The sequence below is a fragment of the Dickeya undicola genome (assembly GCF_000784735.1).
Classification (GTDB): domain Bacteria; phylum Pseudomonadota; class Gammaproteobacteria; order Enterobacterales; family Enterobacteriaceae; genus Dickeya; species Dickeya undicola.
The window spans coordinates 184,902-210,138 of the sequence record NZ_JSYG01000032.1 but is presented as its reverse complement, the minus strand read 5'-3'; the positions used below and the strand labels follow the sequence as shown (position 1 = coordinate 210,138).

The 25,237-nt window shown below is 51.8% G+C and carries 23 protein-coding genes; 11 read left to right on the top strand and 12 right to left on the bottom strand.

All coding sequences use genetic code 11. The features are described 5' to 3' along the window. Window positions 1–4: 4 nt before the first annotated feature. Together yajL and panE are read right to left on the bottom strand one after the other, a co-directional pair. Window positions 5–601: a protein deglycase YajL gene (yajL, locus tag OB87_RS14965; protein WP_033570210.1), complete on the bottom strand. Its 597-nt coding sequence runs from the start codon at window positions 599–601 to the stop codon at window positions 5–7. Then, window positions 564–1,484, bottom strand: coding sequence for a 2-dehydropantoate 2-reductase (panE, locus tag OB87_RS14960; RefSeq protein ID WP_033570209.1), 921 nt, complete (start codon window positions 1,482–1,484; stop codon window positions 564–566). Before panE ends, yajL begins: the two co-directional genes overlap by 38 nt. Before the next feature lie 165 nt (window positions 1,485–1,649). Here panE and OB87_RS14955 point away from each other — a divergent pair, with 165 nt between their 5' ends. Together OB87_RS14955 and OB87_RS14950 are read left to right on the top strand one after the other, a co-directional pair. Further along, a complete protein-coding gene (locus OB87_RS14955; RefSeq protein WP_033570208.1) occupies window positions 1,650–2,141 on the top strand; it encodes a YajQ family cyclic di-GMP-binding protein in 492 nt (163 codons plus the stop codon). 686 nt (window positions 2,142–2,827) lie between these two features. Continuing rightward, window positions 2,828–3,325, top strand: a complete 498-nt coding sequence (locus OB87_RS14950) for a nuclear transport factor 2 family protein (protein WP_033570207.1) — start codon at window positions 2,828–2,830, stop codon at window positions 3,323–3,325. 34 nt (window positions 3,326–3,359) lie between these two features. Here OB87_RS14950 and OB87_RS14945 read toward each other — a convergent pair whose 3' ends face one another. The 8 genes from OB87_RS14945 to OB87_RS14910 all read right to left on the bottom strand — a co-directional run bounded on the left by OB87_RS14945 (window position 3,360) and on the right by OB87_RS14910 (window position 12,218). Further along, window positions 3,360–4,724: an MFS transporter gene (locus OB87_RS14945; RefSeq protein ID WP_033570206.1), complete on the bottom strand. Its 1,365-nt coding sequence runs from the start codon at window positions 4,722–4,724 to the stop codon at window positions 3,360–3,362. A 149-nt stretch (window positions 4,725–4,873) separates the two neighbouring features. Then, a complete protein-coding gene (cyoE, locus tag OB87_RS14940; RefSeq protein WP_033570279.1) occupies window positions 4,874–5,764 on the bottom strand; it encodes a heme o synthase in 891 nt (296 codons plus the stop codon). Between the two features lie 16 nt (window positions 5,765–5,780). Continuing rightward, complete coding sequence (locus OB87_RS14935) at window positions 5,781–6,113, bottom strand: cytochrome o ubiquinol oxidase subunit IV (protein WP_033570205.1); 333 nt, start codon at window positions 6,111–6,113, stop codon at window positions 5,781–5,783. Next, the gene (locus tag OB87_RS14930) at window positions 6,113–6,727 is read right to left on the bottom strand and encodes a cytochrome o ubiquinol oxidase subunit III (protein WP_033570204.1); all 615 of its coding nucleotides are present in this window, start codon (window positions 6,725–6,727) and stop codon (window positions 6,113–6,115) included. Before OB87_RS14930 ends, OB87_RS14935 begins: the two co-directional genes overlap by 1 nt. Next, complete coding sequence (gene cyoB / locus OB87_RS14925) at window positions 6,727–8,709, bottom strand: cytochrome o ubiquinol oxidase subunit I (RefSeq protein WP_033570203.1); 1,983 nt, start codon at window positions 8,707–8,709, stop codon at window positions 6,727–6,729. The genes OB87_RS14930 and cyoB overlap by 1 nt, the downstream gene beginning before the upstream one ends. 20 nt (window positions 8,710–8,729) lie before the next feature. Then, window positions 8,730–9,680 carry a cytochrome o ubiquinol oxidase subunit II gene (cyoA, locus tag OB87_RS14920; RefSeq protein WP_033570202.1) on the bottom strand — a complete coding sequence of 317 codons (951 nt, stop codon included), beginning with the start codon at window positions 9,678–9,680 and terminating at the stop codon, window positions 8,730–8,732. 433 nt (window positions 9,681–10,113) lie between these two features. Continuing rightward, on the bottom strand, window positions 10,114–11,583 hold the full coding sequence (gene ampG / locus OB87_RS14915; RefSeq protein WP_033570201.1) for a muropeptide MFS transporter AmpG: 1,470 nt from the start codon (window positions 11,581–11,583) through the stop codon (window positions 10,114–10,116). Window positions 11,584–11,639: 56 nt separating this feature from the next. Further along, window positions 11,640–12,218, bottom strand: coding sequence for a lipoprotein (locus OB87_RS14910; RefSeq protein ID WP_033570200.1), 579 nt, complete (start codon window positions 12,216–12,218; stop codon window positions 11,640–11,642). 326 nt (window positions 12,219–12,544) lie between these two features. On the opposite strand from OB87_RS14910, the gene bolA reads away from it, so the two are divergent. From bolA to OB87_RS14865, 8 genes are all read left to right on the top strand, one after another. After that, a complete protein-coding gene (gene bolA / locus OB87_RS14900) occupies window positions 12,545–12,859 on the top strand; it encodes a transcriptional regulator BolA (RefSeq protein ID WP_033570198.1) in 315 nt (104 codons plus the stop codon). Between the two features lie 312 nt (window positions 12,860–13,171). After that, window positions 13,172–14,476 carry a trigger factor gene (tig, locus tag OB87_RS14895; protein WP_033570197.1) on the top strand — a complete coding sequence of 435 codons (1,305 nt, stop codon included), beginning with the start codon at window positions 13,172–13,174 and terminating at the stop codon, window positions 14,474–14,476. Window positions 14,477–14,878: 402 nt separating this feature from the next. Beyond that, the gene (clpP, locus tag OB87_RS14890) at window positions 14,879–15,502 is read left to right on the top strand and encodes an ATP-dependent Clp endopeptidase proteolytic subunit ClpP (protein WP_033570196.1); all 624 of its coding nucleotides are present in this window, start codon (window positions 14,879–14,881) and stop codon (window positions 15,500–15,502) included. A gap of 127 nt (window positions 15,503–15,629) precedes the next feature. Beyond that, window positions 15,630–16,904, top strand: coding sequence for an ATP-dependent protease ATP-binding subunit ClpX (gene clpX / locus OB87_RS14885; RefSeq protein WP_033570195.1), 1,275 nt, complete (start codon window positions 15,630–15,632; stop codon window positions 16,902–16,904). 188 nt (window positions 16,905–17,092) lie between these two features. Beyond that, window positions 17,093–19,456, top strand: coding sequence for an endopeptidase La (lon, locus tag OB87_RS14880; RefSeq protein ID WP_033570194.1), 2,364 nt, complete (start codon window positions 17,093–17,095; stop codon window positions 19,454–19,456). A 194-nt stretch (window positions 19,457–19,650) separates the two neighbouring features. Further along, on the top strand, window positions 19,651–19,923 hold the full coding sequence (hupB, locus tag OB87_RS14875) for a nucleoid-associated protein HU-beta (protein WP_012770737.1): 273 nt from the start codon (window positions 19,651–19,653) through the stop codon (window positions 19,921–19,923). Between the two features lie 255 nt (window positions 19,924–20,178). Continuing rightward, window positions 20,179–22,059 carry a peptidylprolyl isomerase gene (gene ppiD / locus OB87_RS14870; protein WP_033570193.1) on the top strand — a complete coding sequence of 627 codons (1,881 nt, stop codon included), beginning with the start codon at window positions 20,179–20,181 and terminating at the stop codon, window positions 22,057–22,059. 138 nt (window positions 22,060–22,197) lie between these two features. Then, entirely contained in the window at window positions 22,198–22,572 is a 375-nt protein-coding gene (locus tag OB87_RS14865; RefSeq protein ID WP_033570192.1) for a ComEA family DNA-binding protein, read from the top strand. Between the two features lie 117 nt (window positions 22,573–22,689). Here OB87_RS14865 and queC read toward each other — a convergent pair whose 3' ends face one another. Both queC and OB87_RS14855 read right to left on the bottom strand, forming a co-directional pair. Then, window positions 22,690–23,385 carry a 7-cyano-7-deazaguanine synthase QueC gene (queC, locus tag OB87_RS14860; protein ID WP_033570191.1) on the bottom strand — a complete coding sequence of 232 codons (696 nt, stop codon included), beginning with the start codon at window positions 23,383–23,385 and terminating at the stop codon, window positions 22,690–22,692. A gap of 128 nt (window positions 23,386–23,513) precedes the next feature. Next, window positions 23,514–24,566: a PLP-dependent cysteine synthase family protein gene (locus OB87_RS14855; RefSeq protein WP_033570190.1), complete on the bottom strand. Its 1,053-nt coding sequence runs from the start codon at window positions 24,564–24,566 to the stop codon at window positions 23,514–23,516. A 177-nt stretch (window positions 24,567–24,743) separates the two neighbouring features. Between OB87_RS14855 and OB87_RS14850 the strand changes: the two genes are divergently transcribed. Further along, window positions 24,744–25,205 carry an Lrp/AsnC family transcriptional regulator gene (locus OB87_RS14850; protein ID WP_033570189.1) on the top strand — a complete coding sequence of 154 codons (462 nt, stop codon included), beginning with the start codon at window positions 24,744–24,746 and terminating at the stop codon, window positions 25,203–25,205. Window positions 25,206–25,237: the final 32 nt, after the last annotated feature.

Below are 25,237 nucleotides of genomic sequence, written 5' to 3'. Positions count from 1 at the left end.
GGCTTCAGGCAGGGTCTTGATAGTTATAAACGCCTGGCGGCAGCACCAGCTGCGCGGCGATTTCCGCCGCTTTCTCTTTACCCAGCAACAGATCGATCAGCTTTAGAGCAAAGTCGATACTGGTGCCGGGGCCCTGGCTGGTCAGCAGATTGACACGTGGGTCAAACACCACGCGTTTTTCCAACCATTTTTCTGGTGAAATTCGCGCTTTTAGTGTTGGGTAGCCGGTCATATTACCGATCGGAAACAACTGGTGGTGCTCCAGCACTACCGCGGGTGACGCGCAGATCGCCGCTACGATTTTGCCTTCCTGATGGGTTTGCCGCAGGCGCTCAACCAGCAGCGGGCTGTCGCGGAAACATTCCGCACCTTGCAGACCGCCGGGCAGCACGACTGCGTCAAAGTCATGATCAGCAACGGCTACCAGCGGCGCGTCGGCAATCAGCTTTACGCCGCGGGAGCAGGTGATTTCTGTGTTGCCATCGCTTGCCACGCTGGCTGTGGTTACGCGGATTCCGGCCCTGACCAGCAGATCGATGGTGGTCACAGCTTCGATTTCTTCGCTACCAGGTGCCAGACAGACCAGAACCGAGGCGGTCATATTCACTCTCCTTTCGTTTGATATAGTCGAACAGACGGCTGTTTTCCGGCAGGGAAAGCCCGTGGGCGCGGGCACGGCGCAGCAGGTAACCGGTGATGTAATCGATCTCCGTATGGCGCTGCGCCAGTACGTCCTGACGCATCGAGGAGGTATTGGCCGCGGTGTTCTGGATGATTTGATTGACGTAGAGTTGCAGGCTTTCTGACGACGTATGGAAGCCTTCACGGTCCATGACCTGCGCCACTTCCTGACAGAGCGTTTCAATTTGCTCCGGATAAGCCTGCAATTCGCCGTTGGTGCATTGATACAGCACGGTCAGCGGATTGATGACGCAATTGGCGGCCAGTTTCAGCCAGCAGGTTGCGGTAATGTGGTTATGCCAGGCGACGTCAGGCAAGGCCTGATGCAGCGTTTCCGCCAGTTGACTTAGCTCTTCTTCCCGGTTTACCGAACGGTCGAGCGTACCGATATGGGTGATACCGGCGGCGACGTGCACCACCGTTGCTGGGTCCCGCCGTGCCGCGTGCGTAGTCACCCCCAATAGTAGTGGCTGACTGATTGCTGGTAGCTCTTCCCAGGTTCCCATTCCATTGTGCAGCAACAAAATAGTGCAATCAGGGCGTAACCGGGGTAGCAGGGCAGAAACCGCATCGGATACCTGCCAGGCCTTTAGCGTGACCAACAGCAGTTCGCTTTGCGCCAGATGTTCGGCGTTATTGGCTATCAGATTAAGGTTACAACGCTCACCAGAGAGCATCGTAACGTTAATTTGACAGGACGCTTGCGGGATACGTCGCCAGCCTTGTACATCATGCCCTTGCCGGTGTAACGCATTAAGCCAGAGTTGACCGATGGCGCCACAGCCAAGAACAGTAATTTTCATCCGCAGTTTCCTTTGTCCGGGGGCTCGTGCTTATCCGGTTTATCATAAAGTATTCCGCCGCCAAGCGCCCGCCGCTTGTTGTGCGAATCGCTGTAAGCGGGCGAATTTTGCTTATTTGGCGTGAGCGGTTATCATGCTCGGCAGCTATTGTCAGGAGAAAAAATTATGCCATCTTTCGATATTGTTTCGGAAATCGATATGCAGGAAGTCCGTAATGCGGTAGAGAACGCTACCCGTGAGTTGGGCACCCGCTGGGACTTTCGTAATGTGTCGGCCAGCTTCGATCTGAATGAAAAAGCACAAACCATCAAGGCAGCCAGCGAATCGGACTTTCAGGTTAAGCAATTGATTGAAATCATAAGGGAAAAACTGGCAAAACGTGGAATTGAAGGCGGTTCGTTGGAGATCCCTGAAGAAATGGAGCACAGCGGCAAAACCTATAGCGTGGAAGCCAAGCTGAAACAGGGTATTGAAGCCACACTGGCGAAGAAAATCGTCAAATTGATCAAAGACAGCAAGCTCAAGGTTCAGGCACAGATTCAGGGCGAACAAGTGCGTGTTACCGGGAAATCCCGCGATGACCTGCAAGGCGTGATTGCGCTGGTGCGCGGTGCTGATCTGGGGCAACCTTTCCAGTTCAATAATTTCCGCGATTGAGCCTCGCTATTCCTGTTGCTGTTAATCCGCGACAGAAATACAGGGTTTGTTAATAAGGCGCCTCCGGCGCCTTATTCATTACCAGCCTTGAACCACCTTCAGGGACGGTAATAATGGTTTTGCTGCTATTTTCCAGTTCTGCTCCCTCCGTATTGTAAAGACCTCCAGGTCTGTATTGACAAAAAATAAATAACCTTCCAAATCATGTTGATACATAAAAAAACACACATATTTATGTCGCTAACACGATTGTAAGTACTTCACAGCCAGTAGGTGTCGACGGTAAAAGAATGCGAACTCATACCACGTCTGGGACAACATAAAGCAGAGGACAGGGATGTCTGCTGCTTTGCGTGCTGAGTATGCCGAAGTCATAAAAATTCTACTTACAAGGAGAGCGCAATGAACCGTCGACACTTTCTCAAAGTTGCCGCTGGCAGCGCCTTCGATTGTTTCTGCCGTTATTCCAGGGGCGCGGGTTCCAGGCCAGGTACGCGCCAATGCCGAGTCAATGAAAGTGGCGATTCCACCAGAATTCTGGAGCACGCTACGCCGTGAAGGGCTGATCGCATCAGATGCCCCCGTGCCAGCCTGAGCATAAAACCGACAAATCTGAGCGCGCCGTAGATACCCTGAACTGTGTACGGCGCCTCATTCTCTGCCAGACGTTATTAAGGTCATGATGGATGAAAATATTGTGTGCTGTATTGGCGTTGATTCTGTCAACGATGTTGCCTGCCCAGGCTCAGACGACATCCCTACCGGGTGGCGCGAAGATCGCCGGGCTGGCTGGTCAGCGGGATCTGATACAGGAAGAAAAGAACCGTGCGTTGGTGGTTGAGTTTTACACAGAGGTGTTAAGCCATCGGCGGGTCGATCTGGCAGATAAATACCTGAGCGCAGATTATATTCAGCATAATCCGTATGCGGCGACCGGGCGTGAGGCATTTGTGGCTTTTTTCACCGATTTATTCCGTCGTTATCCACAATCCGAGCACCGTATTATCCGCACTGCGACCGACGGTAACCTAGTCTATCTACATGTATTTGCAAGAAATGATCCCAACGACCGGGGGCGGGCGGTGGTCGATATTCTGCGGGTCGATAACGGTAAGATCGTGGAGCATTGGGATGTGGTGCAGCCGATACCTGAAACGAGCGCCAACACTAACGGGATGTTTTGATATGGCTTGCCCTGCGTGGGCAAGCCTTTGAATTTTATTGACTGACCAACTGCTCTAATTGCTGTCGGTTGGTCTTTTTGCGATCGATTTTTACGTAGGCACTGAGTTCATCTGGCACAATGACCACATCTGCCACGCCTGGGTGCTGTTGTAGTTTATCAGATAGCGTATTGTCTCGCAGTGCTCCATCCGGCAGGGTAATGCGCAGGCTGCTCAGATAAGGAGGCTCCTGCATGGTGAAGCTGACCAGTAACCAGACCACCCCCAGCAACGCACCTGCGCTGAACACCAGCGACGCACCATGCAGGTCATAGAGAGTGCCGCCAAGACTGCCGCCAATTGCCACACCAATAAACTGGGTAGTGGAATAGACGCCCATCGCGGTGCCCTTGTAACCGGCTGGTGATTCCTTGCTGATCAGCGACGGCAGCAGTGCTTCCATCACGTTGAACCCCAGAAAGAACAACTGAATGCCGATGAGTATTGGCCACAATGCATGACTGCCTGCCTGTAGCAATACCAGTTCTGCTGCAATCAGGATCATGACGCAGGCAATAAATACCTGCTTCATCCGCCGTTTGACCTCAGCATAGATGACAAAGGGTACGACGGCAGCGAACGACACCAGCATCGTCACCAGATAGACCTTCCAGTGCTGCTGCGGTGCCAGTCCCGCCTGTTCCATTACCCGCGGTAATGCCACAAAGCTCGACATCAACAGGATGTGCAGGCACATAATGCTGAAGTTGAGTTTTAACAGGCGAGGATTAGCCAGTACTTTGCCGACACCACCACGCACAATAGCCGATTCACGATTGAGTACATGGGAAGGTGCAGAAGGAATGACGGTCAGCGTGATGACGATAGCCAGCAGCGCCAGCAACGCGATCCCCCAGAACAACGCATTCAGACCCAATGCATGGGTGACGATAGGGCCGATTACCATGGCGATGGCAAAGGTGACACCGAAGCTGACGCCAATGAATGCCATCGCTTTCGTGCGGTTCTGTTCGCGGGTTAAATCTGACAGTAGCGCCATGACCGCAGCAGAGATGGCACCTGAACCTTGCAGCGCACGGCCCAGAATAATGCCCCAGATAGCATCACTGAGCGCGGCGATGACGCTGCCCAGCACAAATATCAACAGACCGCCGACAATCAGCGGTTTACGTCCGATGCGGTCGGACATCAGCCCGAATGGGATTTGGAAGATGGCCTGCATCAGGCCATAAATGCCTATCGCTACACCAATTAGCGATTCGCTGGCACCTTGCAGGGCCATTCCGTAAGTGGTCAGCACCGGAAGCACCATGAACATGCCCAGCATACGAAGTGAAAAGACCAGACCCAGTCCCCATGTCGCCCTCTGCTCAACAGGGGTCATGTGATTATCGTTCATTGCTACCTCTGACATTTCGTTAGCGCTATTTTAGTGTTCGGGTCCAAAGGCGTAAACGACAGGTTTGTTTCTGTATTTGGCAGAACAAGGGAGGGGGATAAAAAAACAGACGGGCAAGCCCGTCTGTCGGTAAGCATTTACTGATGATATCAGTGCAGGTAAGTCAGCAGAGTTTCCTGCATCGGTGCCATCGAATCCACTGACATCATGACGCTCAGGGAGGTGATGGCTACGATGGAAAAAACGAACAACTTTCTTGCCCATACGCGATCGTCATTCGGGCTCTTGTAGCCGGACAACGCCATGCCTAGCCACCAGACGCTAACCGCTGCTGCCACCACCAGGTATTTGTAACCGGCGTAGCCACCCAGCGACAGCATCAGGGTCGCAATCATAAACGCCAGGATGTATAGCGTAATATGATGCTTCGCCACCGAAATACCTTTGACGACCGGCAGGACTGGAATATTAGCGGCTTGATAATCCTTAAAGCGGAAAATCGCGATGGCATAGGAATGCGGCATCTGCCACAAGCTGAAAATCAGCAGCAGAATCAGCGCGCCGGCATCAAACTGATTGCTGACCGCACAATAGCCGATCACCGGCGGCGCAGCGCCTGACAGGCTGCCAATCAACGTGCCGTAAACCGAGTGACGTTTCATGTACAGGCTGTAAACGCCGACATAGACCACAAACCCCATCACCGCTAGCCACATCGCTAGCGGGTTTGCCGCGAGGTACAGTAATGCAAAGCCAGCAATCCCTAACAGCGAAGCGTAAATCAGCGTGTTTCTCAGCGGAATCAGCCCCTTCACCAGAACCCGATTCTTGGTTCTCTCCATTTTTTTGTCGATATCGCGATCGATAACATTGTTAAAGACGCAACCCGATGCAACGACCAGTGATACCCCGATCAGGGTAGCGACAAACAGCGGATAGTTGATGGTGCCCTTGGCCGCCAGCAAAAATCCACCGATAACGGAAATCAGGTTGCCAAAAATAATGCCGGGTTTGGTGACCTGCAGGTATTGCTTAATCATCATGTAAAAGGCTCGGTTACTGAATCATCATGTTGTGGTGCGCATTCATCATGATCCACAGGGATCCCACCACCACGATTGCGATAATCAAGGCGGTAAACACAATGGCTACCACATTCCAACGCTCTTCTGATGAGGTATTGAGATGCAGGAAGTACACCAGATGAACCAGAATCTGGATAACGGCGCAGCCCAGCACGGTCAGCAGAATGACGCTGTGGGAAGCCGAACCGTTCATCACCAGACTGAACGGAATCACAGTCAGGATGATGGACAGGACGAAACCAATCAGATAGGACTTCACGCTACCGTGGCTGGCGCCGGCATGATCGTGTGTGGAATGACTCATTACATCGCCCCCATCAGATAAACAACAGTGAAGACACAAATCCATACCACATCAAGGAAGTGCCAGAACAAGCTCAGACACATCAGACGGGTCTTGTTGGTACTGGTCAGGCCGTACTTGGTTACCTGGATCATCATGATAGCGATCCAGATAAGGCCCGAGGTCACGTGGATACCGTGCGTACCGACCAGAGCAAAGAATGCGGACAGGAACGCACTGCGGTCAGGACCGGCACCTTCTACGATCAGGTGATGGAATTCGTAGATTTCCATACCGATGAACACCAGACCGAACAGGAAGGTCAAACCCAACCAGGCATTAACCTGGCTTTTGTTGCCTTTGTTCATGGCAATCATCGCCATGCCGTAGGTGATACTACTAAACAGCAGGGCGAAGGTTTCTACCAGCACAAACTTCAGATCAAACAGTTCTTTGCCGGTTGGGCCGCCAGCCGTGCCGTTCACCAAAACGGAGTAGGTCGCGAACAGCATCCCGAACAGGATGCAGTCGCTCATCAGATAGATCCAGAACCCGAATACCTTGTTACTTCCGGTATCGTGGTGCCCATGCTCGGCATGGGCTGCATTGTGATGAGTCAAAGTATCAGTGGCCATTATTTCACGCCTGCTTTGCTGAGTTTATCGAAGTTTTGGTTTTCGATGTTTTCGACTTCCTTAACCGGTACGTAGTAATCCACGTCCTGATTAAAGCTGTGCACGATCCAGGTCGCAATCATGCCCACAAAACCGATAATCGCCAGCCACCAGATGTACCAGATCATTGCGAAACCGAACACCAGAGCGAAGGCGGAGATAACTACACCAGCTCCTGTGTTTTTCGGCATATGAATTTCTTCATACTGCGCCGGCTTACGATAAGCTTCGCCTTTTTCCTTCAGTTCCCAGAACGCATCACGCTCATGAACCTGTGGCACGAGGGCGAAGTTGTAGAACGGCGGCGGAGAAGACGTTGCCCACTCCAGCGTACGCGCATCCCATGGGTCGCCCGTCAGGTCGCGATTCTGGTCGCGGTCGCGAATACTGACAGCAAACTGGATGATCTGGCACAGGACGCCCAGTGCAATCAGACCGGCACCGACAGACGCTACCACCAGCAGCGGGTGGAATTCCGGGTTGATCTGCTGACTCAGACGACGGGTCATCCCCATGAAGCCCAGCACGTACAGCGGCATAAAGGCTACGAAGAAACCGATAATCCAGAACCAGAAGGCGCGCTTGCCCCAGGTTTCATTCAGCTTGAAGCCAAACGCTTTCGGGAACCAGTAGGTGATACCGGCAAAGCAGCCAAACACCACACCACCAATGATCACGTTATGGAAGTGAGCAATCAGGAACAGGCTGTTATGCAGTACGAAGTTAGCGCCCGGCACGGCCAGCAGCACCCCGGTCATACCACCGATGGAGAAGGTGATAATGAAGCCAGTGGTCCACAACATGGCAGAGTGTGGTTGAATACGACCCTGATACATGGTGAACAGCCAGTTGAAAATTTTAACCCCAGTCGGGATTGAAATAATCATCGTGGCGATACCGAAGAAGGCGTTAACGTTGGCACCTGACCCCATGGTGAAGAAGTGGTGCAGCCAGACGATAAACGACAATACGGTAATCGCGATAGTTGCCCATACCAATGAGGTATAGCCGAACAAACGCTTTTTACAGAACGTTGCTACCACTTCGGAGTAAATACCGAAGACTGGCAGCACCAGAATGTACACTTCCGGATGGCCCCAGGCCCAAATCAGGTTGATGTACATCATCATGTTGCCACCCATATCATTGGTAAAGAAATGGGTGCCGAGGTAACGGTCCAGCGTCAGCAGGGCAATGGTTACCGTTAGGATCGGGAACGCGGCAATAATCAGGACGTTGGTGCACAATGCTGTCCAGGTGAACACCGGCATTTTCATCAGTGTCATGCCGGGCGCACGCATTTTCAGTATGGTGGCGAAGAAGTTGACGCCAGTCAGCGTAGTACCAACACCGGAAATCTGGAGACTCCAGATCCAGTAGTCTACCCCGACGCCAGGACTGTATTCCTTACCTGACAAAGGCGGATAAGCTACCCAACCGGTCTGGGCGAATTCACCGAGCCCCAGAGACAGGTTGATAAGAATCACGCCGACAACAAACAGCCAGAAGCTGAGTGAGTTCAGGAAAGGGAAGGCTACGTCGCGTGCGCCGATCTGCAGCGGAACCGCCAGGTTCATCAGACCAACCACGAACGGCGTTGCCACGAAGAAAATCATGATCACGCCATGCGCGGTGAAGATCTGGTCATAGTGGTGAGGGGTGAGGAAACCCGCTTCACCGGCGGAGGCCAGCACCTGCTGACCACGCATCATGATGGCATCGGCAAAACCACGCAGCATCATCACCAGACCGACAATGATGTACATGATACCGATTTTCTTGTGGTCCACAGAGGTGAACCACTCGGACCACAGCCATTTCCACTTACCAAAATAGGTAACGGCAGCCAGCAGCGCTAATCCGCCTACAATGATTGCCGCCACCGTGACCATGATAATCGGCTCATGGTAGGGGATCGCATCAAGAGTTAATTTTCCGAACATCGTTTATCCCTCGACTCCTTTTAATGAGAGGAGTGCTCGCTCATGTTCATGCCCTGGTGACTCTGCGTGCCTTCTTCTTTCTTAGGCTCGCTTTCGGCACCGTGCTGCATGTTCATGTTGTTGCCAATGAATTTGGTAATGATCTGGCTGAACAGCTCAGGTTGAACCTGAGAGTAGTACTCCACCGGATGGTACTCGGTAGGTTGCGCCAGTTTGTTAAAGTCATTCATCGTGCTCAGCGTTTTGGATGACTTGCGTACATTCTCAACCCATTGGTCAAACGCTCGCTGATCAGGGGTCGCGATGGCGGTGAATTTCATGCCGGAGAACCCTTTGCCGCTGTAACCACCGGAAATACCGTCGTATTTACCTGGTTCGTTAGCAATCAGGTGCAATTGGGTCTGCATTCCTGCCATGGCGTAAATCTGACCACCAAGACGCGGAATAAAGAAGGAGTTCATCACCGTATCGGACGTAATCTTGAAATTGACCGGTACATTGGTCGGGAATGCCAGTTCATTAACCGTAGCGATGCCAAGATCCGGGTAGATAAACAGCCATTTCCAGTCCAGCGACACGACTTCAACATTGATGGGCTTGGCAGTGGAATCCAGAGGCTTGTAGGGATCAAGCGAATGGGTGGTTTTCCAGGTGATCGTCCCAAGAATGAGGATAATGATGATGGGCACCGTCCAGACAACGGCTTCGATTTTGTTGGAGTGTGACCAGTTTGGCGTGTACTTCGCTTTTTCATTGGAAGCTCTGAACTTCCAGGCGAAGGCAATCGTCATAATGATCACCGGGATAACAACGATCAGCATCAAACCGAGTGCTGTCAGTATCAACGAACGTTGCTCTAACCCGACCTGTCCTTTGGGGTTCATCAATGCCATATCACAACCACTGAGAAGCAGTGTGGTTGCAATTAAAGACAACATCCCAAAAATTTTATTGTATTTCCTGAGTCTCATCTAGCGACCTCAATTACAAGGGCTCTATTGTCATTTCACGCGAGCGGGCATTTTACGGGAAGGTTACCGTACTGTAAACATGATTAAAGAGATGTCAGCCTGCTGTTTACAGTTTTTGCCTAACCTGTCACATCTGAGATACATTTTCTAAAAATTACTTTTAAAAACAGTGGGTAAACCGACCACAGAAAAAGTATGTATCGCTTTTCAGGAATTACAACTATTTCTGAATACTATTTTGTCCTGGTGTTAATATTTCGTTTCTATAGCGTTGCATCAAATAACATGGTCAGGTGGAATTATTAAGAATAATGAAATAAATGTTTCTATTCGCTGATGCCTGAGAAGAAAAATAATTTAATAAAGTGATAATAGATAATGGTGGCTCGTTGTTGGGCGATAGACTGTATTTATTGATTTACAACCGCCTGATTTACAGGCGGCGTGACGAGAGATAATCCAGTAAGCCGCCGAGTAGTATCGCCAGTACCGCCAGTATAGCGCCTGTCGGCATCAGCATGTTTTCCGCGCTGGTGTTTCCCAGCCAGCCCAGAGCGAACATACCCCAGGCCAGCAGACCCGTAGCGAACAGCACACAACCGGTAAAAAACAGACGGGAAGCAAGCATGTAAAGGCGTGGATAAGCGTTACGACGAGTGAAATCACCACCCAACTGCGCCTGTTCCAGCGAAGGACGGCAAATCTTCAGCAGGAACAGTCCTGGAATGGCGATAATGATCGAAAACAGGTAGAACCACGCCCAGCCATATAATTCGACAAACCAGCCAGCAATCGGGCCGACGTAAACGCGCCCGACAGCCGATAAGGCGGACAATAACGCGAACTGGGTTGCGGAAAACGACTTGTTACAAAGCGTCATCAATAGCGCCACAAAAGCCGCGGTTCCCATGCCGCCACACAGGTTTTCCAGGAACACCGCCGATGCCATGGTAAATAGCTGTTTGTCCGTGACGGCCAAGAGCCAGTATCCCGCATTCGACACGGCCTGTAGCAGGCCGAACAACATCAATGATCGGAACAGCGTCCAGCGTTGCATGAGTATTCCGCCGTACAACGCACCGATGATCGTGGCGAACAGGCCGAGCGTCTTGTTGACCAGTCCCACTTCGCCCGGATTGAAACCTATCCCTCGGATCAGAAAGGTTGTGCTGAGGCTGACAGCAAACGCATCCCCCAGCTTATACAGCACAATCAGCATGAGGATCAGCCAGGCATTATTGCGACCGAAAAAATCTTTCAGCGGTGCGAAAACCGCTTGTTCAAGAGAGCGCGGTGCGGGTTCGCTGACAGTCGGCTCCGGCGACAGCCAGGTCGCCAACGTGCACAACAACAAAAGAGCGGCCATCAGCCAATAGGTAGCGTGCCAGCCGAGAAAACGATCGGCAATCCATAATGCCAGTCCGCCGGACACCAGCATAGCCAGCCGATACCCCAGCACGGAAATAGCCGCGCCGCTACCGCGCTCCTCCGGTGGCAACAAGTCGGTTTTGTACGCATCAAACACGATGTCTTGCGATGCGGAGCAAAACGCGATGATGACAGCTAGCGCCGCCAGCCACCATAAATGATGTGAGGGATCCAGCGTGCCGATAAAGATGATCGCGGCTACCAGCAATAGCTGCGTCACCAGTAGCCAGCCGCGGCGGCGCCCCATAAACGGCGGCGTATAGCGGTCCATCAGCGGCGACCACAGGAACTTGAACACATAAGCCTGCCCCACCAGCGAAAAGAATCCGATGGTTTTCAGATCCACATTTTCTACCGTCATCCACGCCTGCAATGTGCCGGAAGTCAGTGCCAGCGGTAATCCTGAGGCAAAACCTAAAATCAGAAGAATGACACTATTGCGTTCGCGGAAAAGCGAAAAAAGACGGCTGAGCATGTGAGGTCCTTTTCCCTTGCCCTGATAGGGCAAGGGAGGTGAGGCAGAATAAACTGTTACCGGGAGTTGGTTTTGATGAAGGTGCTGATGCTGGTGTCCTGAGCCATATCGTTAATGACATCACTTAACACCTGATTGACCGACTCGGTAATCTTGCTGTTGGTAGCGGTCAGCGCCCCCTGAACATTATAGCTGGCGCGGTAATTCTTGATCTGCTTATTACCGTTGGCTGCCTGCGCGATAATGGAAATATCCGCACGGGTGGTAATGTTATAACGCAGATTGCCTTCGGCGACATCAGCATACAGGGTATTCACCACCACCTGCAGCGCCACCGGGCCGCCGGTGCCGATCATGTAACCGCGGGCCGACATCTGTTTCTCCAGCACTTCCTGCAGCAGGAAACGCAAATCGCGTGACGGTGTCAGCGTCACCAACTGGCCGTCACGGTTGACCCGTGCCAGCGACTGGTCGGCACGCTGGTCGGCACCGTTAATGCTGATGGTGACACCCATCAGGGTCGGATCTTGCGACGGTAGTGCAATTTTCGGGGTGACATCCAGCGTGCTGCTCTTGCTGGCACAGCCTGCCAGCAAGAGTGCGGCGAACAACGGGAAAATGAATTTTTTTAACATGCGTGTCTTCTCGTCATGAAACGGTGGTTGGCGGATAAACATAGTCCGGTATCATATCATCGTCTTGGACAAGGGAAAGAGCAGAAAGTGGTCAGTATCCTGCTGAGCTGCATTCCTTTTTTCCAATATGCTATGCGTGATGACATCTGGAATCGGATATTGCATGTCGGGTTGATAAACCGACCCGTCGACGCGTACCCGGATAGTCGATAGGTTTTCATTAATACTCAAAAAACGACTAAATTTGAAGTGGATAAGCGAGCAGTCAGTGATAAAAAGCCGTTTTATCAATGTAACTTTCACTGATGCCTGAAAAAGGTAACCCTATGATTCGTGAAACGATAGAAGCCAAATTACGTTCAGAGTTCGAACCCCAACACCTTGAAGTTATTGATGAAAGTTATAGACATAACGTACCTGCTGGCGCTGAAAGCCATTTCAAGGTGGTACTGGTCAGTGAGTGCTTTACCGGGGAGCGGGTCATCGGTCGCCATCGCGCGATTTACCGGGTATTGGCGGATGAACTGGCGGGGGCGGTGCACGCGCTGGCGCTGCATACTTACACGCCGAAAGAGTGGCTGGACTTGCAGATGGCGGTGCCGTCATCTCCGCCCTGTGGCGGTGCAGGATTGCAGCGCTGAGTGGCCTGTATCGCCTGGCGTTGAACAGCCGCTAACGCCTGTTAATCCATTTACAGATGGTTTGCAGATGAAAAGTGTGAAAGCCCTCCGCCAATAGTCTGGTTACTCTCCTCGACTCGGTCTATCGATGCCGCTATAATGCCGCGTCTTATTTTCCGGAATGTATTCGGGACGCTTCTGACTATAGGGAACTGGTCCGGTAAAGTGGCCGTCCTGGTTCTGTGAGACTGTGATCAGCAAGGTCGCCCCTGGGCGCTTTATGAAAACGGCCTCTGAGGTTGACCGAGCACTGTGATTTTTTGAGGTAACAAGATGCAAGTTTCAGTTGAAACCACTCAAGGCCTTGGGCGCCGCGTAACGATTACCGTTGCTGCTGACAGCATTGAGAATGCCGTTAAGAGCGAACTGGTCAATGTGGCTAAAAAAGTTCGTATCGATGGTTTCCGCAAAGGCAAAGTGCCGGCGAAAATTGTTGAGCAGCGCTACGGCGCATCCGTCCGTCAGGACGTGCTGGGCGATCTGATGCAGCGTCACTTCGTTGATGCCATCATCAAAGAAAAAATCAACCCGGCTGGCGCGCCGAACTATGTTCCGGGCGAGTACCAGGTCGGTGGTGATTTTACCTACTCTGTAGAGTTTGAAGTTTATCCGGAAGTCGAATTGAAAGATCTGGACACCATTGAGGTTGAAAAACCGCTGGTGGACGTTTCTGAAACCGACGTCGACGGTATGCTGGACACCCTGCGTAAGCAGCAGGCAACCTGGAAAGAAACCGATCGCGCTGCGACTGCTGAAGACCGCGTAACCATCGATTTCAGCGGTTCTGTTGGTGGTGAAGAGTTCGAAGGCGGCAAAGCCTCTGATTTCGTTCTGGCTATGGGCCAGGGCCGTATGATTCCGGGCTTCGAAGACGGTATCGTAGGTCACAAAGTCGGCGATGAGTTCACCATTGAGGTGAAATTCCCGGATGACTACCACGCTGAAAACCTGAAAGGTCAGGATGCTAAATTCGCCATCGTGCTGAAGAAAGTAGAAGAGCGTGAACTGCCGGAACTGACCGCTGATTTCATCAAACGTTTTGGCGTTGAAGACGGTTCAGTGGACGGTCTGCGTGCCGAAGTACGCAAAAACATGGAACGTGAACTGAAAGGTGCGATCCGTAACCGCGTGAAGTCTCAGGTTATTGACGGTCTGGTTAAGGCCAATGACATTGATGTGCCGGCTGCATTGATCGACAACGAAGTTGACGTTCTGCGCCGTCAGGCGGCTCAGCGTTTCGGCGGCAACGAAAAACAGGCTCTGGAACTGCCGCGTGAACTGTTCGAAGAACAGGCTAAACGCCGTGTGGTTGTAGGCCTGCTGTTGGGTGAAGTGATTGAGTCCAACGAGCTGAAAGCTGACGAAGATCGCGTCAATACGCTGATCGATGAAATTGCTTCTGCGTACGAAGACCCGCGTGAAGTGGTTGAGTACTACAAGAAAAACAAAGAAATGATGAACAACATGCGTAACGTTGCTCTGGAAGAGCAGGCGATCGAAACGCTGTTGTCTAAAGCGAAAGTGGTAGAAAAAGCGGTCAGCTTCAACGAGCTGATGAATCAGACTGCAACTGCCTGATTACGATTTTTCACCGTAAATCGTTTCTTCAAAAGCCCGCGGCTGATGCTGCGGGCTTTTTTTTCTGAATACGGCAACATAGGCGACCTATCGCCAGATTCTGTCAAATCTGCACTATGATTAATAGCGATTAATCTATTGATGGCTGACTAATCAAGGCGTAATCAAACCCATTTTCAGCGCAGGATATTGCTTTAACCAAAAGGAATCGCTGGTGTAAGCTTGAAAAAGGATGCATCGGTCCCCAACTGGTTAATACTGCGTAGATTGCATCGTCAGGGAACCTCGCTCGATACCGGCGACGGAGAGATGGCTAACTGCGTGTATGAGCATGGTCATCACTTTCCATCTCAAGTAGAATCGGGCGGTATGCGCCAAGTGCATTTTATCTAGGAGACGTTAATGTCATACAGTGGCGAACAAGAAAAACTGGCCCCTCATATGGCCCTGGTGCCGATGGTGGTTGAGCAGACTTCGCGTGGGGAGCGTTCTTACGATATCTATTCCCGGCTCCTGAAGGAACGCGTGATCTTTTTGACCGGTCAGGTCGAAGATCATATGGCTAACCTGATTGTGGCGCAGATGCTGTTTCTGGAAGCCGAAAACCCTGAAAAAGATATTTACCTGTACATTAACTCTCCAGGGGGCGTGATCACTGCTGGCATGTCAATTTACGACACCATGCAATTTATCAAGCCGGATGTCAGCACCATTTGCATGGGGCAAGCTGCATCGATGGGCGCTTTTCTGCTGACAGCAGGTACTAAAGGTAAACGTTTCTGTCTGCCGAATTCCCGAGTGATGATCCACCAGCCGCTGGGCGGATTCCAGGGGCAGGCGACGGACATTGAGATCCACGCTAAAGAGATCCTTAAAGTGAAGGCTCGGATGAACGAGCTGATGGCCAAGCATACTGGTCAGTCTCTTGACGTAATAGAAAGAGACACGGAGCGTGACCGTTTCCTCTCTGCTGCCGAGGCAGTAGACTATGGGTTAGTAGATTCGGTACTGACCCATCGTGAATAATTCCAGGGATGCGAAATAGCCAGATGACGCGGGGTGCCGGCCGCTATGTTAGTAGGCTGGCGTTTGCTGTGGCGCGATTGCTATGTGGTTGGCCTGCGGGCAAGAGACTAGAGAAGAGGTTTGACTCATGACAGATAAGCGCAAAGACGGTTCAGGAAAACTGCTGTACTGTTCTTTCTGCGGCAAAAGCCAACACGAGGTTCGTAAGCTGATCGCCGGGCCGTCAGTGTATATCTGCGATGAATGTGTTGACTTGTGTAACGACATTATTCGCGAAGAAATCAAAGAAGTAGCGCCACATCGTGAGCGTAGTGCGTTACCGACGCCACATGAAATTCGCCGTCATCTGGATGATTATGTCATCGGACAGGAGCAGGCGAAGAAGGTGCTGGCGGTTGCTGTTTATAACCATTACAAACGTCTGCGTAATGGCGACAGCAATAATGGTGTCGAACTGGGCAAAAGCAACATTCTGCTGATCGGTCCGACCGGTAGTGGGAAAACGTTGCTGGCGGAAACGCTGGCTCGGTTCCTGGATGTGCCTTTCACTATGGCTGACGCCACCACACTGACCGAAGCCGGTTACGTGGGCGAGGACGTTGAAAACATTATCCAGAAGCTGCTGCAGAAGTGTGACTACGATGTGCAGAAAGCACAGCGCGGTATTGTCTACATCGATGAAATCGACAAGATTTCCCGTAAATCTGACAACCCGTCCATCACTCGTGACGTGTCCGGCGAAGGGGTGCAGCAGGCGCTGCTGAAGCTGATTGAAGGCACTATCGCTGCTGTTCCGCCGCAAGGGGGGCGTAAGCACCCGCAGCAGGAATTTTTGCAGGTGGATACCTCTAAAATCCTGTTTATCTGTGGTGGTGCATTCGCCGGGTTGGACAAGGTTATTGAACAGCGTACCGATACTGGCCGCGGCATTGGTTTCAACGCGACAGTGAAAGGGTTGTCTCAGAAGGCAACTGAAGGTGAACTGCTGGGCCAGGTGGAGCCGGGTGATTTGATCAAATTTGGTCTTATCCCCGAATTTATCGGGCGTTTGCCGGTGGTCGCAACGCTGAAAGAGCTGGATGAAGACGCGTTGATCCAGATTCTGCGCGAACCGAAGAATGCACTGACCAAGCAGTATCAGGCGCTTTTCAAACTGGAAGGTGCAGATCTGGAATTCCGTGACGAAGCGTTGACCGCCATTGCGAAAAAAGCCATGGCACGTAAGACTGGTGCTCGTGGTTTGCGCTCCATCGTAGAAGCGGCGCTGTTGGAAACCATGTACGACCTGCCTTCGCTGGAAAACGTAGAGAAAGTGGTGATCGATGATTCGGTCATTTCGGGCCAAACCGAGCCGCTGCTGATTTATGGCAAGCCTGAAGCACAGCAGGCATCTGGCGAATAATTAGCCTAAAAAACAACGGTAAACGATAAAATGGGGGGTTTTAGCCCCCCATTTTTTTTTACACACTTTCAGTCGTTGAATGTGAGATATTTATCCCCATATACTCGATTACCTATAGGCGAAACCCGTGATGCCCGCGTTTCACGGATTCCCTTAACCTGGCGGAAACGAAACTAAGAGAGAGCTCTATGAACCCTGAGCGTTCCGAACGCATAGAAATCCCCGTATTGCCGTTGCGCGATGTGGTGGTTTATCCGCACATGGTCATTCCGTTGTTTGTTGGTCGGGAGAAATCAATTCGGTGCCTTGAAGCGGCTATGGATCACGACAAGAAGATCATGCTGGTGGCACAGAAAGAAGCCTCAACGGATGAGCCTGGTGTTAACGATCTTTTCTCGGTAGGGACGGTCGCCTCTATTCTTCAAATGCTGAAACTGCCTGATGGCACCGTGAAGGTGCTGGTGGAAGGCTTGCAGCGAGCGCGCATCACGACACTCTCTGACAGCGGAGAACATTTTGCGGCCCAGGCGGAATACCTGGAGTCGCCGGCAATTGAAGAGCGCGAGCAGGAAGTGCTCATGCGCACGGCCATTAATCAGTTTGAAGGTTACATCAAACTGAACAAGAAAATTCCCCCTGAAGTATTAACATCTCTTAATAGTATTGATGACGCGGCGCGTCTTGCCGATACCATCGCCGCGCACATGCCGCTGAAGCTGGCGGACAAACAGTCTGTGCTGGAAATGTCCGACGTGACTGAACGTCTGGAATACCTGATGGCGATGATGGAGTCTGAGATTGACCTGTTGCAGGTGGAGAAACGGATCCGCAGCCGCGTCAAAAAACAGATGGAAAAAAGCCAGCGCGAGTATTACCTGAATGAGCAGATGAAGGCCATTCAGAAAGAGCTGGGTGAAATGGATGATGCGCCTGACGAACAGGAAGCGCTGAAACGTAAGATTGAATCCGCCAACATGCCGAAAGAGGCACGTGAAAAAGCGGAAGCTGAATTGCAGAAGTTGCGTATGATGTCGCCGATGTCGGCTGAAGCGACCGTGGTGCGCAGCTACATCGACTGGATGGTGCAGGTGCCGTGGCAGGCGCGCAGCAAAGTGAAGAAAGATCTGGTCAAAGCCCAGGAGATGCTGGACAGCGACCACTATGGCCTGGAACGCGTCAAAGAGCGTATTCTTGAATACCTCGCGGTGCAGAGCCGTGTCAGCAAGATCAGAGGGCCGATCCTGTGTCTGGTTGGACCGCCGGGGGTAGGTAAAACCTCTTTGGGCCAGTCGATCGCTAAAGCTACTGGCCGTAAATATGTGCGTATGGCGCTGGGCGGCGTGCGTGATGAAGCGGAGATCCGTGGTCACCGTCGTACCTATATCGGTTCCATGCCGGGCAAGTTGATTCAGAAGATGGCGAAAGTAGGGGTGAAAAACCCGCTGTTCCTGTTGGATGAGATCGACAAGATGTCTTCCGATATGCGCGGCGACCCGGCTTCCGCTTTGCTGGAAGTTCTGGATCCGGAACAGAATGTGGCGTTTAACGATCACTATCTGGAAGTGGATTACGACCTGTCCGATGTGATGTTTGTGGCGACGTCTAACTCCATGAACATTCCGGCACCGTTGCTGGATCGTATGGAAGTGATTCGTCTGTCTGGTTATACCGAGGATGAAAAACTCAATATCGCCCGTCAGCATTTACTGCCGAAACAGATTGAACGCAACGCCCTGAAAAAAAGCGAACTGACGGTCGAAGATAGCGCCATCATTGGCATTATTCGCTATTACACCCGTGAGGCCGGGGTGCGTAGTCTGGAGCGTGAAATCTCTAAACTGTGCCGTAAAGCGGTAAAATCGCTGATGATGGACAAAGCCCTCAAGCATATCCAGATAACCGGCGACAACCTGAAGGAATATCTTGGCGTTCAACGTTACGATTACGGCCGTGCGGACGAAGAAAACCGCGTAGGTCAGGTAACGGGGCTTGCCTGGACGGAAGTAGGTGGTGACTTACTGACCATCGAAACCGCCAGTGTGCCAGGTAAAGGCAAGCTCACCTATACCGGCTCGCTGGGTGAAGTGATGCAGGAGTCGATTCAGGCTGCGTTGACCGTTGTGCGCGCCAGAGCGGAAAAATTGGGGATCAACTCCGATTTTTATGAGAAGCGTGATATCCACGTGCATGTGCCGGAAGGTGCGACGCCGAAAGATGGACCAAGTGCGGGTATTGCCATGTGTACCGCATTGGTGTCCTGCCTGACCGGCAACCCGGTGCGCGCCGATGTGGCGATGACCGGTGAAATCACCTTGCGCGGGTTGGTGCTGCCGATTGGCGGGTTGAAAGAGAAACTGCTGGCTGCGCATCGCGGTGGGATCAAGACTGTGCTGATTCCGGAAGAGAACAAGCGCGATCTGGAAGAGATTCCGCAGAATGTGATTGCCGATCTGGAGATTCACCCGGTCAAACGCATTGAGGAAGTGCTCACTATTGCTTTGCAGAATTCGCCTTATGGCATGGATGTGGTGAAGTCGGTAGCCAAAAAATAGTGACCTATCGCAAAAACCACTGAGAAAATAAAGGCTGGTAAGTAAAATGGCGCTTGCCAGCCTTTTTTCGTGCCGCTAAGTTAGAGCACTGTTGAGCCTGCTGGCAGGTAGTCTGCGGTTTGACTGAATTAATAAAGCTACGTGTTGCGCCGGGCGCTCTGGCGTAATGACAGTATTTCAGAGGGGATGAGAGTGTGAACAAGTCACAATTGATCGACAAAATTGCCGCAGATGCTGATATTTCCAAAGCGGCAGCAGGGCGTGTGTTGGATGCAATTATTGGGTCTGTTACCGAATCTCTGAAAGCAGGGGATGACGTTGCTTTAGTCGGTTTTGGTACGTTCTCTGTGCGTGAGCGTGCAGCGCGCACCGGTCGTAACCCGCAAACCGGGAAAGAAATCAGTATTCCGGCCGCTAAAGTGCCGGGTTTCCGTGCTGGCAAAGCACTGAAAGACTCAGTGAATTGATGAGTAAGTAACAAAATCTGAGGTGGGACGGTTTTCCAGTCCAAACAACTACCTGACTCAGCGTACTGGGTAGGGTAAGATATAAGGCGCATCATGGTATGATGTGCCTTTTTTTACAGGTCATTAAGATTACTGTTATCAGGCAAATACTTGAGTGCGCCCTAGCCGAGTGCGGCTATAGCAACAGCAGGGAGGCATGGCTACGGCCTGCGCAGGGGAAGTGTTATCCATTCTACAGCGGAGTGTTGTCACATTATGATGGACAATTTACGCGCGGCCGCTAACAACGTCGTGCTGAAAATTATTCTTGCCTTGATTATTGGTTCATTCGTACTGACCGGCGTGGGAGATTACCTGATACGTGGTTCAGGTGATTATGCCGCCAAGGTAAATGGACAGGAAATTAGCCGAGCCCAGCTTGAGCAGGGCGTGCAGAACGAGCGCAGTCGTCAGCAGGAAATGCTGGGAGATAATTTCTCCGCGCTGGCTGCCAACGAAGGGTATATGCAACAGTTGCGTCGGCAGGTACTGTCGCAGCTGATCGACGAAACGCTGGTTGTTCAATATGCCCATACGTTAGGGTTGAATATCAGCGACGAACAGGTCAAACAGGCGATTTTTTCCGTGCCTGAGTTCCAGACCAACAACCGTTTCGATAATGATAAATACCTGTCGCAGGTGCGTCAGCTAGGGTTGACGCCGGATGCTTACGCACAGTTTCTGCGCAAACAGTTGTTAACCCAGCAATTGATTCGCGGTCTGGGCAATACTGATTTCGTATTGCAGCAGGAACTCGATAACCTGGTGGCGATGGCGGCGCAGGATCGCACCATTCGTACGGCAACTATCGATCTGAGCGCCCGCGCCAAGAGCCAGATCGTCTCTGATGAGGAAGTGAAAAACTTCTACGATCAGAACAAGGGTCGCTATCTGGCACCTGAGCAGTTCAAAGTCAGCTATATCATGCTGGATGCGGCCTCCATCATGGATAAAACCAAGGTGGATAACACGGATATTGCAGCTTACTACGAGCAGCATAAGAGCGAGTTCACCCAGCCGGAACGTAAGAAATACAGTGTCATTCAGTTGAAAACTGACGCAGATGCCAAGGCTGTACTGGAGCAATTGAAGAAAGGCGCTGATTTTGCTGCTCTGGCAAAAGAGAAGTCTACTGACATCGTTTCCCGTCGTAACGGCGGCGACCTGGGCTGGATGGATAACGGTTCTACGGTGGATGAAATCAAACAGGCCGGTCTGAAAGAGAAAGGCCAATTGTCTGATGTCATCAAGTCTTCGGTCGGCTACCTGATTATTCGTCTGGACGATATTCAGGCGGAGCGTGTCAAGGCGTTGGATGAGGTTCGGGCTGATTTGGCGGAGAAGGTCAAACGCGAGAAAGCGTTAGATGCGTTCTACTCCCTGCAGCAGAAAATCAGCGAGGCCGCCAGCAATGATAACGAATCGTTGGCTTCCGCAGAGAAAGTCGCCAGTGTCAAAGCAGTTCAGACTGACTGGTTCACGCGTGACAACGTGCCAGCTGCATTGAATTTCCAGCCTGTCACCCAGGCGATTTTCGGTGGTTCGCTGGTCGGCGAGAATGGCACGCCGGGTAATAACTCGGATGTGATCAGCGTTGAAGGCGACCGTGCGTTTGTATTGCGTGTAACCGAACATAAACCGGAAGCGACCCAGCCGCTGGATCAGGTGCGCGATCAGGTGGTTCAGACGCTAAAACGCCAGAAAGCTGAGCAACAGGCCAAAGTTGAAGCTGAAAAGATTATGGCTGATCTTTATCAGGGGAAAACTGACAGCATGGCGGCGGCTGGCCTGAGCTTTAGTGCAGCGAAAGAGATGTCTTCGACTGCGCAGAGTGATGCGTTGGCGGAAACGGTGTTTGCGATGCAACAACCGAAGAAAGACAAGCCTTCTTACGCGGTAGCGCAGGATCAGGCTGGCAATGTCGTGCTGATCGCACTTGACGCTGTGAAGCCGCATGTCTTGTCGGATGAACAGAAGAAACAGTTCAGTGCCCAGGTGGAACAGAGTTATGTCGGCGCGCTGTTTGACACCTTGCTGACGAGCCTGCGTACTCAGGCGAAGATCAAGTACGGTAACGCTGCGCAAGAAGTGCAATAAGCCTCGCAGAATTCTGCAAATCACTGCAACATCCAAAGGCCGCTTTCGCGGCCTTTTCCACATTTTTAGTTTGCTGTTTGCTGTGTTTTGAAGGCTCGGGCATTGTGAGCGTGCTGTCAAACACAAGGAGGAAGCAGCATGAAAAATTCAGGAATCAAAGCGTTATGTCTGATTGTGGGGATGAGTTTTGCTGGGGTGTCCACGTGGCTTCATGCCGCGCCAGCTGTGACTGCATCGGATAAAGCCAGTGTTGCTGCGGTGAAATCTGCTTCACCGGAACAGAAGCTTGAAAAGGCGACAACCTCGGCGACGGATGAAGAGGAAGTGAGTATTAACTCCGCAACGGCAGAACAGCTGGCCGCCGCGCTCAATGGGGTAGGACTGAAAAAGGCACAGGCGATAGTGTCTTATCGTGAGCAAAATGGGCCGTTTACTCAGATTGAACAATTGCAGGAGGTGCCGGGGATCGGCAGCGCGCTGATCGAGCGTAACCAGTCCCGTTTGCGCCTGTAGAGCGGTTTCTTGTCGGGGAAAATGGACAAAAACGCAATTCCCCGACAGTCGCGAAAACGAAAACTGAATGTGAAGATCAGTACCAGACAAGCGTTGGCTTGTCTGGTTCCTATATTTTCATTTCAGACCGGTTTTGTGCTTCAGGGAAGCCATCACGGCCGATGGGTTATGCTGGTATTCCGCTAGCCCTTTTGCTCGCAGGTGGCAGGCGGCGCACTGCCCACACCCTGAGCCTTTAATACCGTTATAGCAGGTAAGTGTATGGTTCTTAACAGTATCAAGCTGTTGGTAATAGTCCGCCAGCGCCCAGGTTTCTGCCTTGTTGAGCCACATCAGCGGAGTGACAAAGCGAATGTCTCTTGCCAGACCTAGCGTTACTGCCTGATTCAACGCCTTGACGAATTCGTCACGGCAGTCAGGGTAGCCCGAAAAGTCGGTTTCGCAGACGCCAGTGATAACAGTGTCTGCGCCTACCTGATAGGCGTAAATTGAGGCCAGCGTCAGAAAAAGAATGTTTCGGCCGGGAACAAAGGTACTGGGTAATCCATCGGCATTGGCATCAAATTCAGGGACAGGAATACTGTCACGAGTCAGGCTACTGACCGCCAGTTCGTTGAGCAAGCTAACATTCAGCACCTTGTGCGCCCGTGCTCCCAACGTCTGTGCCAGCTCCGCAGCGACGTCGATTTCGGCACGGTGGCGTTGCCCGTAATCAAAGGTGACGCAATGGACTTCATCATACTGTTGTAGAGCCTGTATCAGGCAGGTGGTGGAATCCTGACCACCGCTGAAAACTACAACTGCGCTTGTCATTCTCATTTCCCCTCATGCATGGGAGCCGCCAGGCGGCCACTATCCGTCAAAACCTACTCTGGCGGTCATAGTACCTGAAAATACAAGCGCAGTTCAGTGTAAGGGGAACAAGGCACCCCAGGATACCGTCAGGGAATACGGTATCCTTCAGTCAGTTGTTGAAGATAAGGGGTAATATCGCCAATCTGGGTGCGAACCCAATCCTGATTGTAGTAGGTGTCGAGATAACGTTCGCCGCTGTCGCACAGCAGTGTGACGATCGCACCGCGGCGTCCCTCTGCTACCATTTGCCCAGCGAGTTTCAGCATACCCCAAACATTAGTACCGGTAGACGGGCCGACCTTGCGTCCCAGAATTTGTTCCAGCCAGTAAAGGGTGGCGATGCTGGCGGCATCAGGCACTTTCATCATGTCGTCAATAACGCCGGGAATAAACGATGGCTCGGCACGCGGGCGGCCGATACCTTCGATACGGCTGCTGCATTTCCCGGTAAGTGTACGATCTTGCTGGTAATAGCAGTCGTAGAACACCGAGTTTTCCGGATCCACCACCACCAGTTGCGTATCCAAACCTTTGTATCGGATATAGCGCCCCAGCGTGGCGGACGTGCCGCCGGTGCCAGCGCTCATCACCAGATAGTCTGGCACCGGGAACGGTTCACGCTCCATTTGCCGATAGATGCTATCTGCAATGTTGTTATTGCCACGCCAGTCGGTGGCGCGCTCGGCATACGTGAACTGATCCATGTAGTGGCCATGCAGTTCTTTGGCCAGTGCTTCGGAGGCGGCGTAAATCTGGCCGGACTGCTCAACGAAATGGCAATTCCCGCCATAGAATGTGATTTGTTCAATTTTCCGTTTCGCTGTACAGGCTGGCATCACGGCAATGAATGGCAGCCCCAGCAAACGGGCGAAATAGGCTTCTGACACGGCAGTACTGCCGGACGACGCTTCTATAATCGGTGTGCCTTCATTAATCCAGCCGTTACACAGACCGTACAGGAACAGGGAACGGGCAAGGCGGTGCTTCAGACTGCCGCTTGGATGCGTGCTTTCATCCTTGAGATAAAAGTAGATGCCGGGGTAGTCCGGCAAGGTCAGACGAATCAGGTGAGTGTCTGCCGAGCGTTGAAAATCGGCCTCAATCGCGCTGACGGCGTCGCGTACCCAGGTGTTGGTCATGTGATGTTGTCCTGCTGAATAAGAGTTATGTTTTCAAAGCCTGCTCCGCCATCTGACTCAACGCGTACGTACAATGGCGAGGATAGGATTTAGCGTATCGGTTTTTGCAGAAAAAAAGATTGCCTTTTTGTTTGTAAAAAGGGCTAATGAGAGAAAAATTTTCTCTTTTATATCGCCATGCTGGATAAAACCGATCGTATGTTGCTGTCATTGCTGCAGCAGGATTGTACTCTGTCGTTACAGGCGCTGGCTGAGGCGGTGAATCTGACGTCTACCCCGTGCTGGAAACGACTAAAGCGACTGGAAGACGAAGGGTACATCAAGTCCCGCGTCGCGTTGCTGGACAATGAAAAGCTGGGGTTGGGGTTGACGGCGTTTGTGCTGTTGAAAACCCAGCAGCACAACAGCGCCTGGTATCAGGAGTTTTCCCATTTTGTCTCTGATATGCCCGAGGTACTGGCGTTTTACCGTATGGCGGGCGAATACGATTATCTGATGCAAGTGCAGGTCGCGGATATGAAAAGCTATGACGCTTTTTACAAACGGTTGGTCAATGGCATACCAGGATTGGTCGATGTAACATCCAGTTTCGCTATGGAGTGCATGAAACAGACAACAGCGTTGCCTCTTCAGGTATAAAATTTATTCGCCATACACTTTATGTATAATGA

What these genes read in the sequence shown, in the direction of transcription:
- yajL (WP_033570210.1), bottom strand. Translation starts at nt 601, where the DNA reads ATGACCGCCTCGGTTCTGGTCTGTCTGGCACCTGGTAGCGAAGAAATC.
- panE (WP_033570209.1), bottom strand. Translation starts at nt 1,484, where the DNA reads ATGAAAATTACTGTTCTTGGCTGTGGCGCCATCGGTCAACTCTGGCTT.
- OB87_RS14955 (WP_033570208.1), top strand. Translation starts at nt 1,650, where the DNA reads ATGCCATCTTTCGATATTGTTTCGGAAATCGATATGCAGGAAGTCCGT.
- OB87_RS14950 (WP_033570207.1), top strand. Translation starts at nt 2,828, where the DNA reads ATGAAAATATTGTGTGCTGTATTGGCGTTGATTCTGTCAACGATGTTG.
- OB87_RS14945 (WP_033570206.1), bottom strand. Translation starts at nt 4,724, where the DNA reads ATGAACGATAATCACATGACCCCTGTTGAGCAGAGGGCGACATGGGGA.
- cyoE (WP_033570279.1), bottom strand. Translation starts at nt 5,764, where the DNA reads ATGATTAAGCAATACCTGCAGGTCACCAAACCCGGCATTATTTTTGGC.
- OB87_RS14935 (WP_033570205.1), bottom strand. Translation starts at nt 6,113, where the DNA reads ATGAGTCATTCCACACACGATCATGCCGGCGCCAGCCACGGTAGCGTG.
- OB87_RS14930 (WP_033570204.1), bottom strand. Translation starts at nt 6,727, where the DNA reads ATGGCCACTGATACTTTGACTCATCACAATGCAGCCCATGCCGAGCAT.
- cyoB (WP_033570203.1), bottom strand. Translation starts at nt 8,709, where the DNA reads ATGTTCGGAAAATTAACTCTTGATGCGATCCCCTACCATGAGCCGATT.
- cyoA (WP_033570202.1), bottom strand. Translation starts at nt 9,680, where the DNA reads ATGAGACTCAGGAAATACAATAAAATTTTTGGGATGTTGTCTTTAATT.
- ampG (WP_033570201.1), bottom strand. Translation starts at nt 11,583, where the DNA reads ATGCTCAGCCGTCTTTTTTCGCTTTTCCGCGAACGCAATAGTGTCATT.
- OB87_RS14910 (WP_033570200.1), bottom strand. Translation starts at nt 12,218, where the DNA reads ATGTTAAAAAAATTCATTTTCCCGTTGTTCGCCGCACTCTTGCTGGCA.
- bolA (WP_033570198.1), top strand. Translation starts at nt 12,545, where the DNA reads ATGATTCGTGAAACGATAGAAGCCAAATTACGTTCAGAGTTCGAACCC.
- tig (WP_033570197.1), top strand. Translation starts at nt 13,172, where the DNA reads ATGCAAGTTTCAGTTGAAACCACTCAAGGCCTTGGGCGCCGCGTAACG.
- clpP (WP_033570196.1), top strand. Translation starts at nt 14,879, where the DNA reads ATGTCATACAGTGGCGAACAAGAAAAACTGGCCCCTCATATGGCCCTG.
- clpX (WP_033570195.1), top strand. Translation starts at nt 15,630, where the DNA reads ATGACAGATAAGCGCAAAGACGGTTCAGGAAAACTGCTGTACTGTTCT.
- lon (WP_033570194.1), top strand. Translation starts at nt 17,093, where the DNA reads ATGAACCCTGAGCGTTCCGAACGCATAGAAATCCCCGTATTGCCGTTG.
- ppiD (WP_033570193.1), top strand. Translation starts at nt 20,179, where the DNA reads ATGATGGACAATTTACGCGCGGCCGCTAACAACGTCGTGCTGAAAATT.
- OB87_RS14865 (WP_033570192.1), top strand. Translation starts at nt 22,198, where the DNA reads ATGAAAAATTCAGGAATCAAAGCGTTATGTCTGATTGTGGGGATGAGT.
- queC (WP_033570191.1), bottom strand. Translation starts at nt 23,385, where the DNA reads ATGACAAGCGCAGTTGTAGTTTTCAGCGGTGGTCAGGATTCCACCACC.
- OB87_RS14855 (WP_033570190.1), bottom strand. Translation starts at nt 24,566, where the DNA reads ATGACCAACACCTGGGTACGCGACGCCGTCAGCGCGATTGAGGCCGAT.
- OB87_RS14850 (WP_033570189.1), top strand. Translation starts at nt 24,744, where the DNA reads ATGCTGGATAAAACCGATCGTATGTTGCTGTCATTGCTGCAGCAGGAT.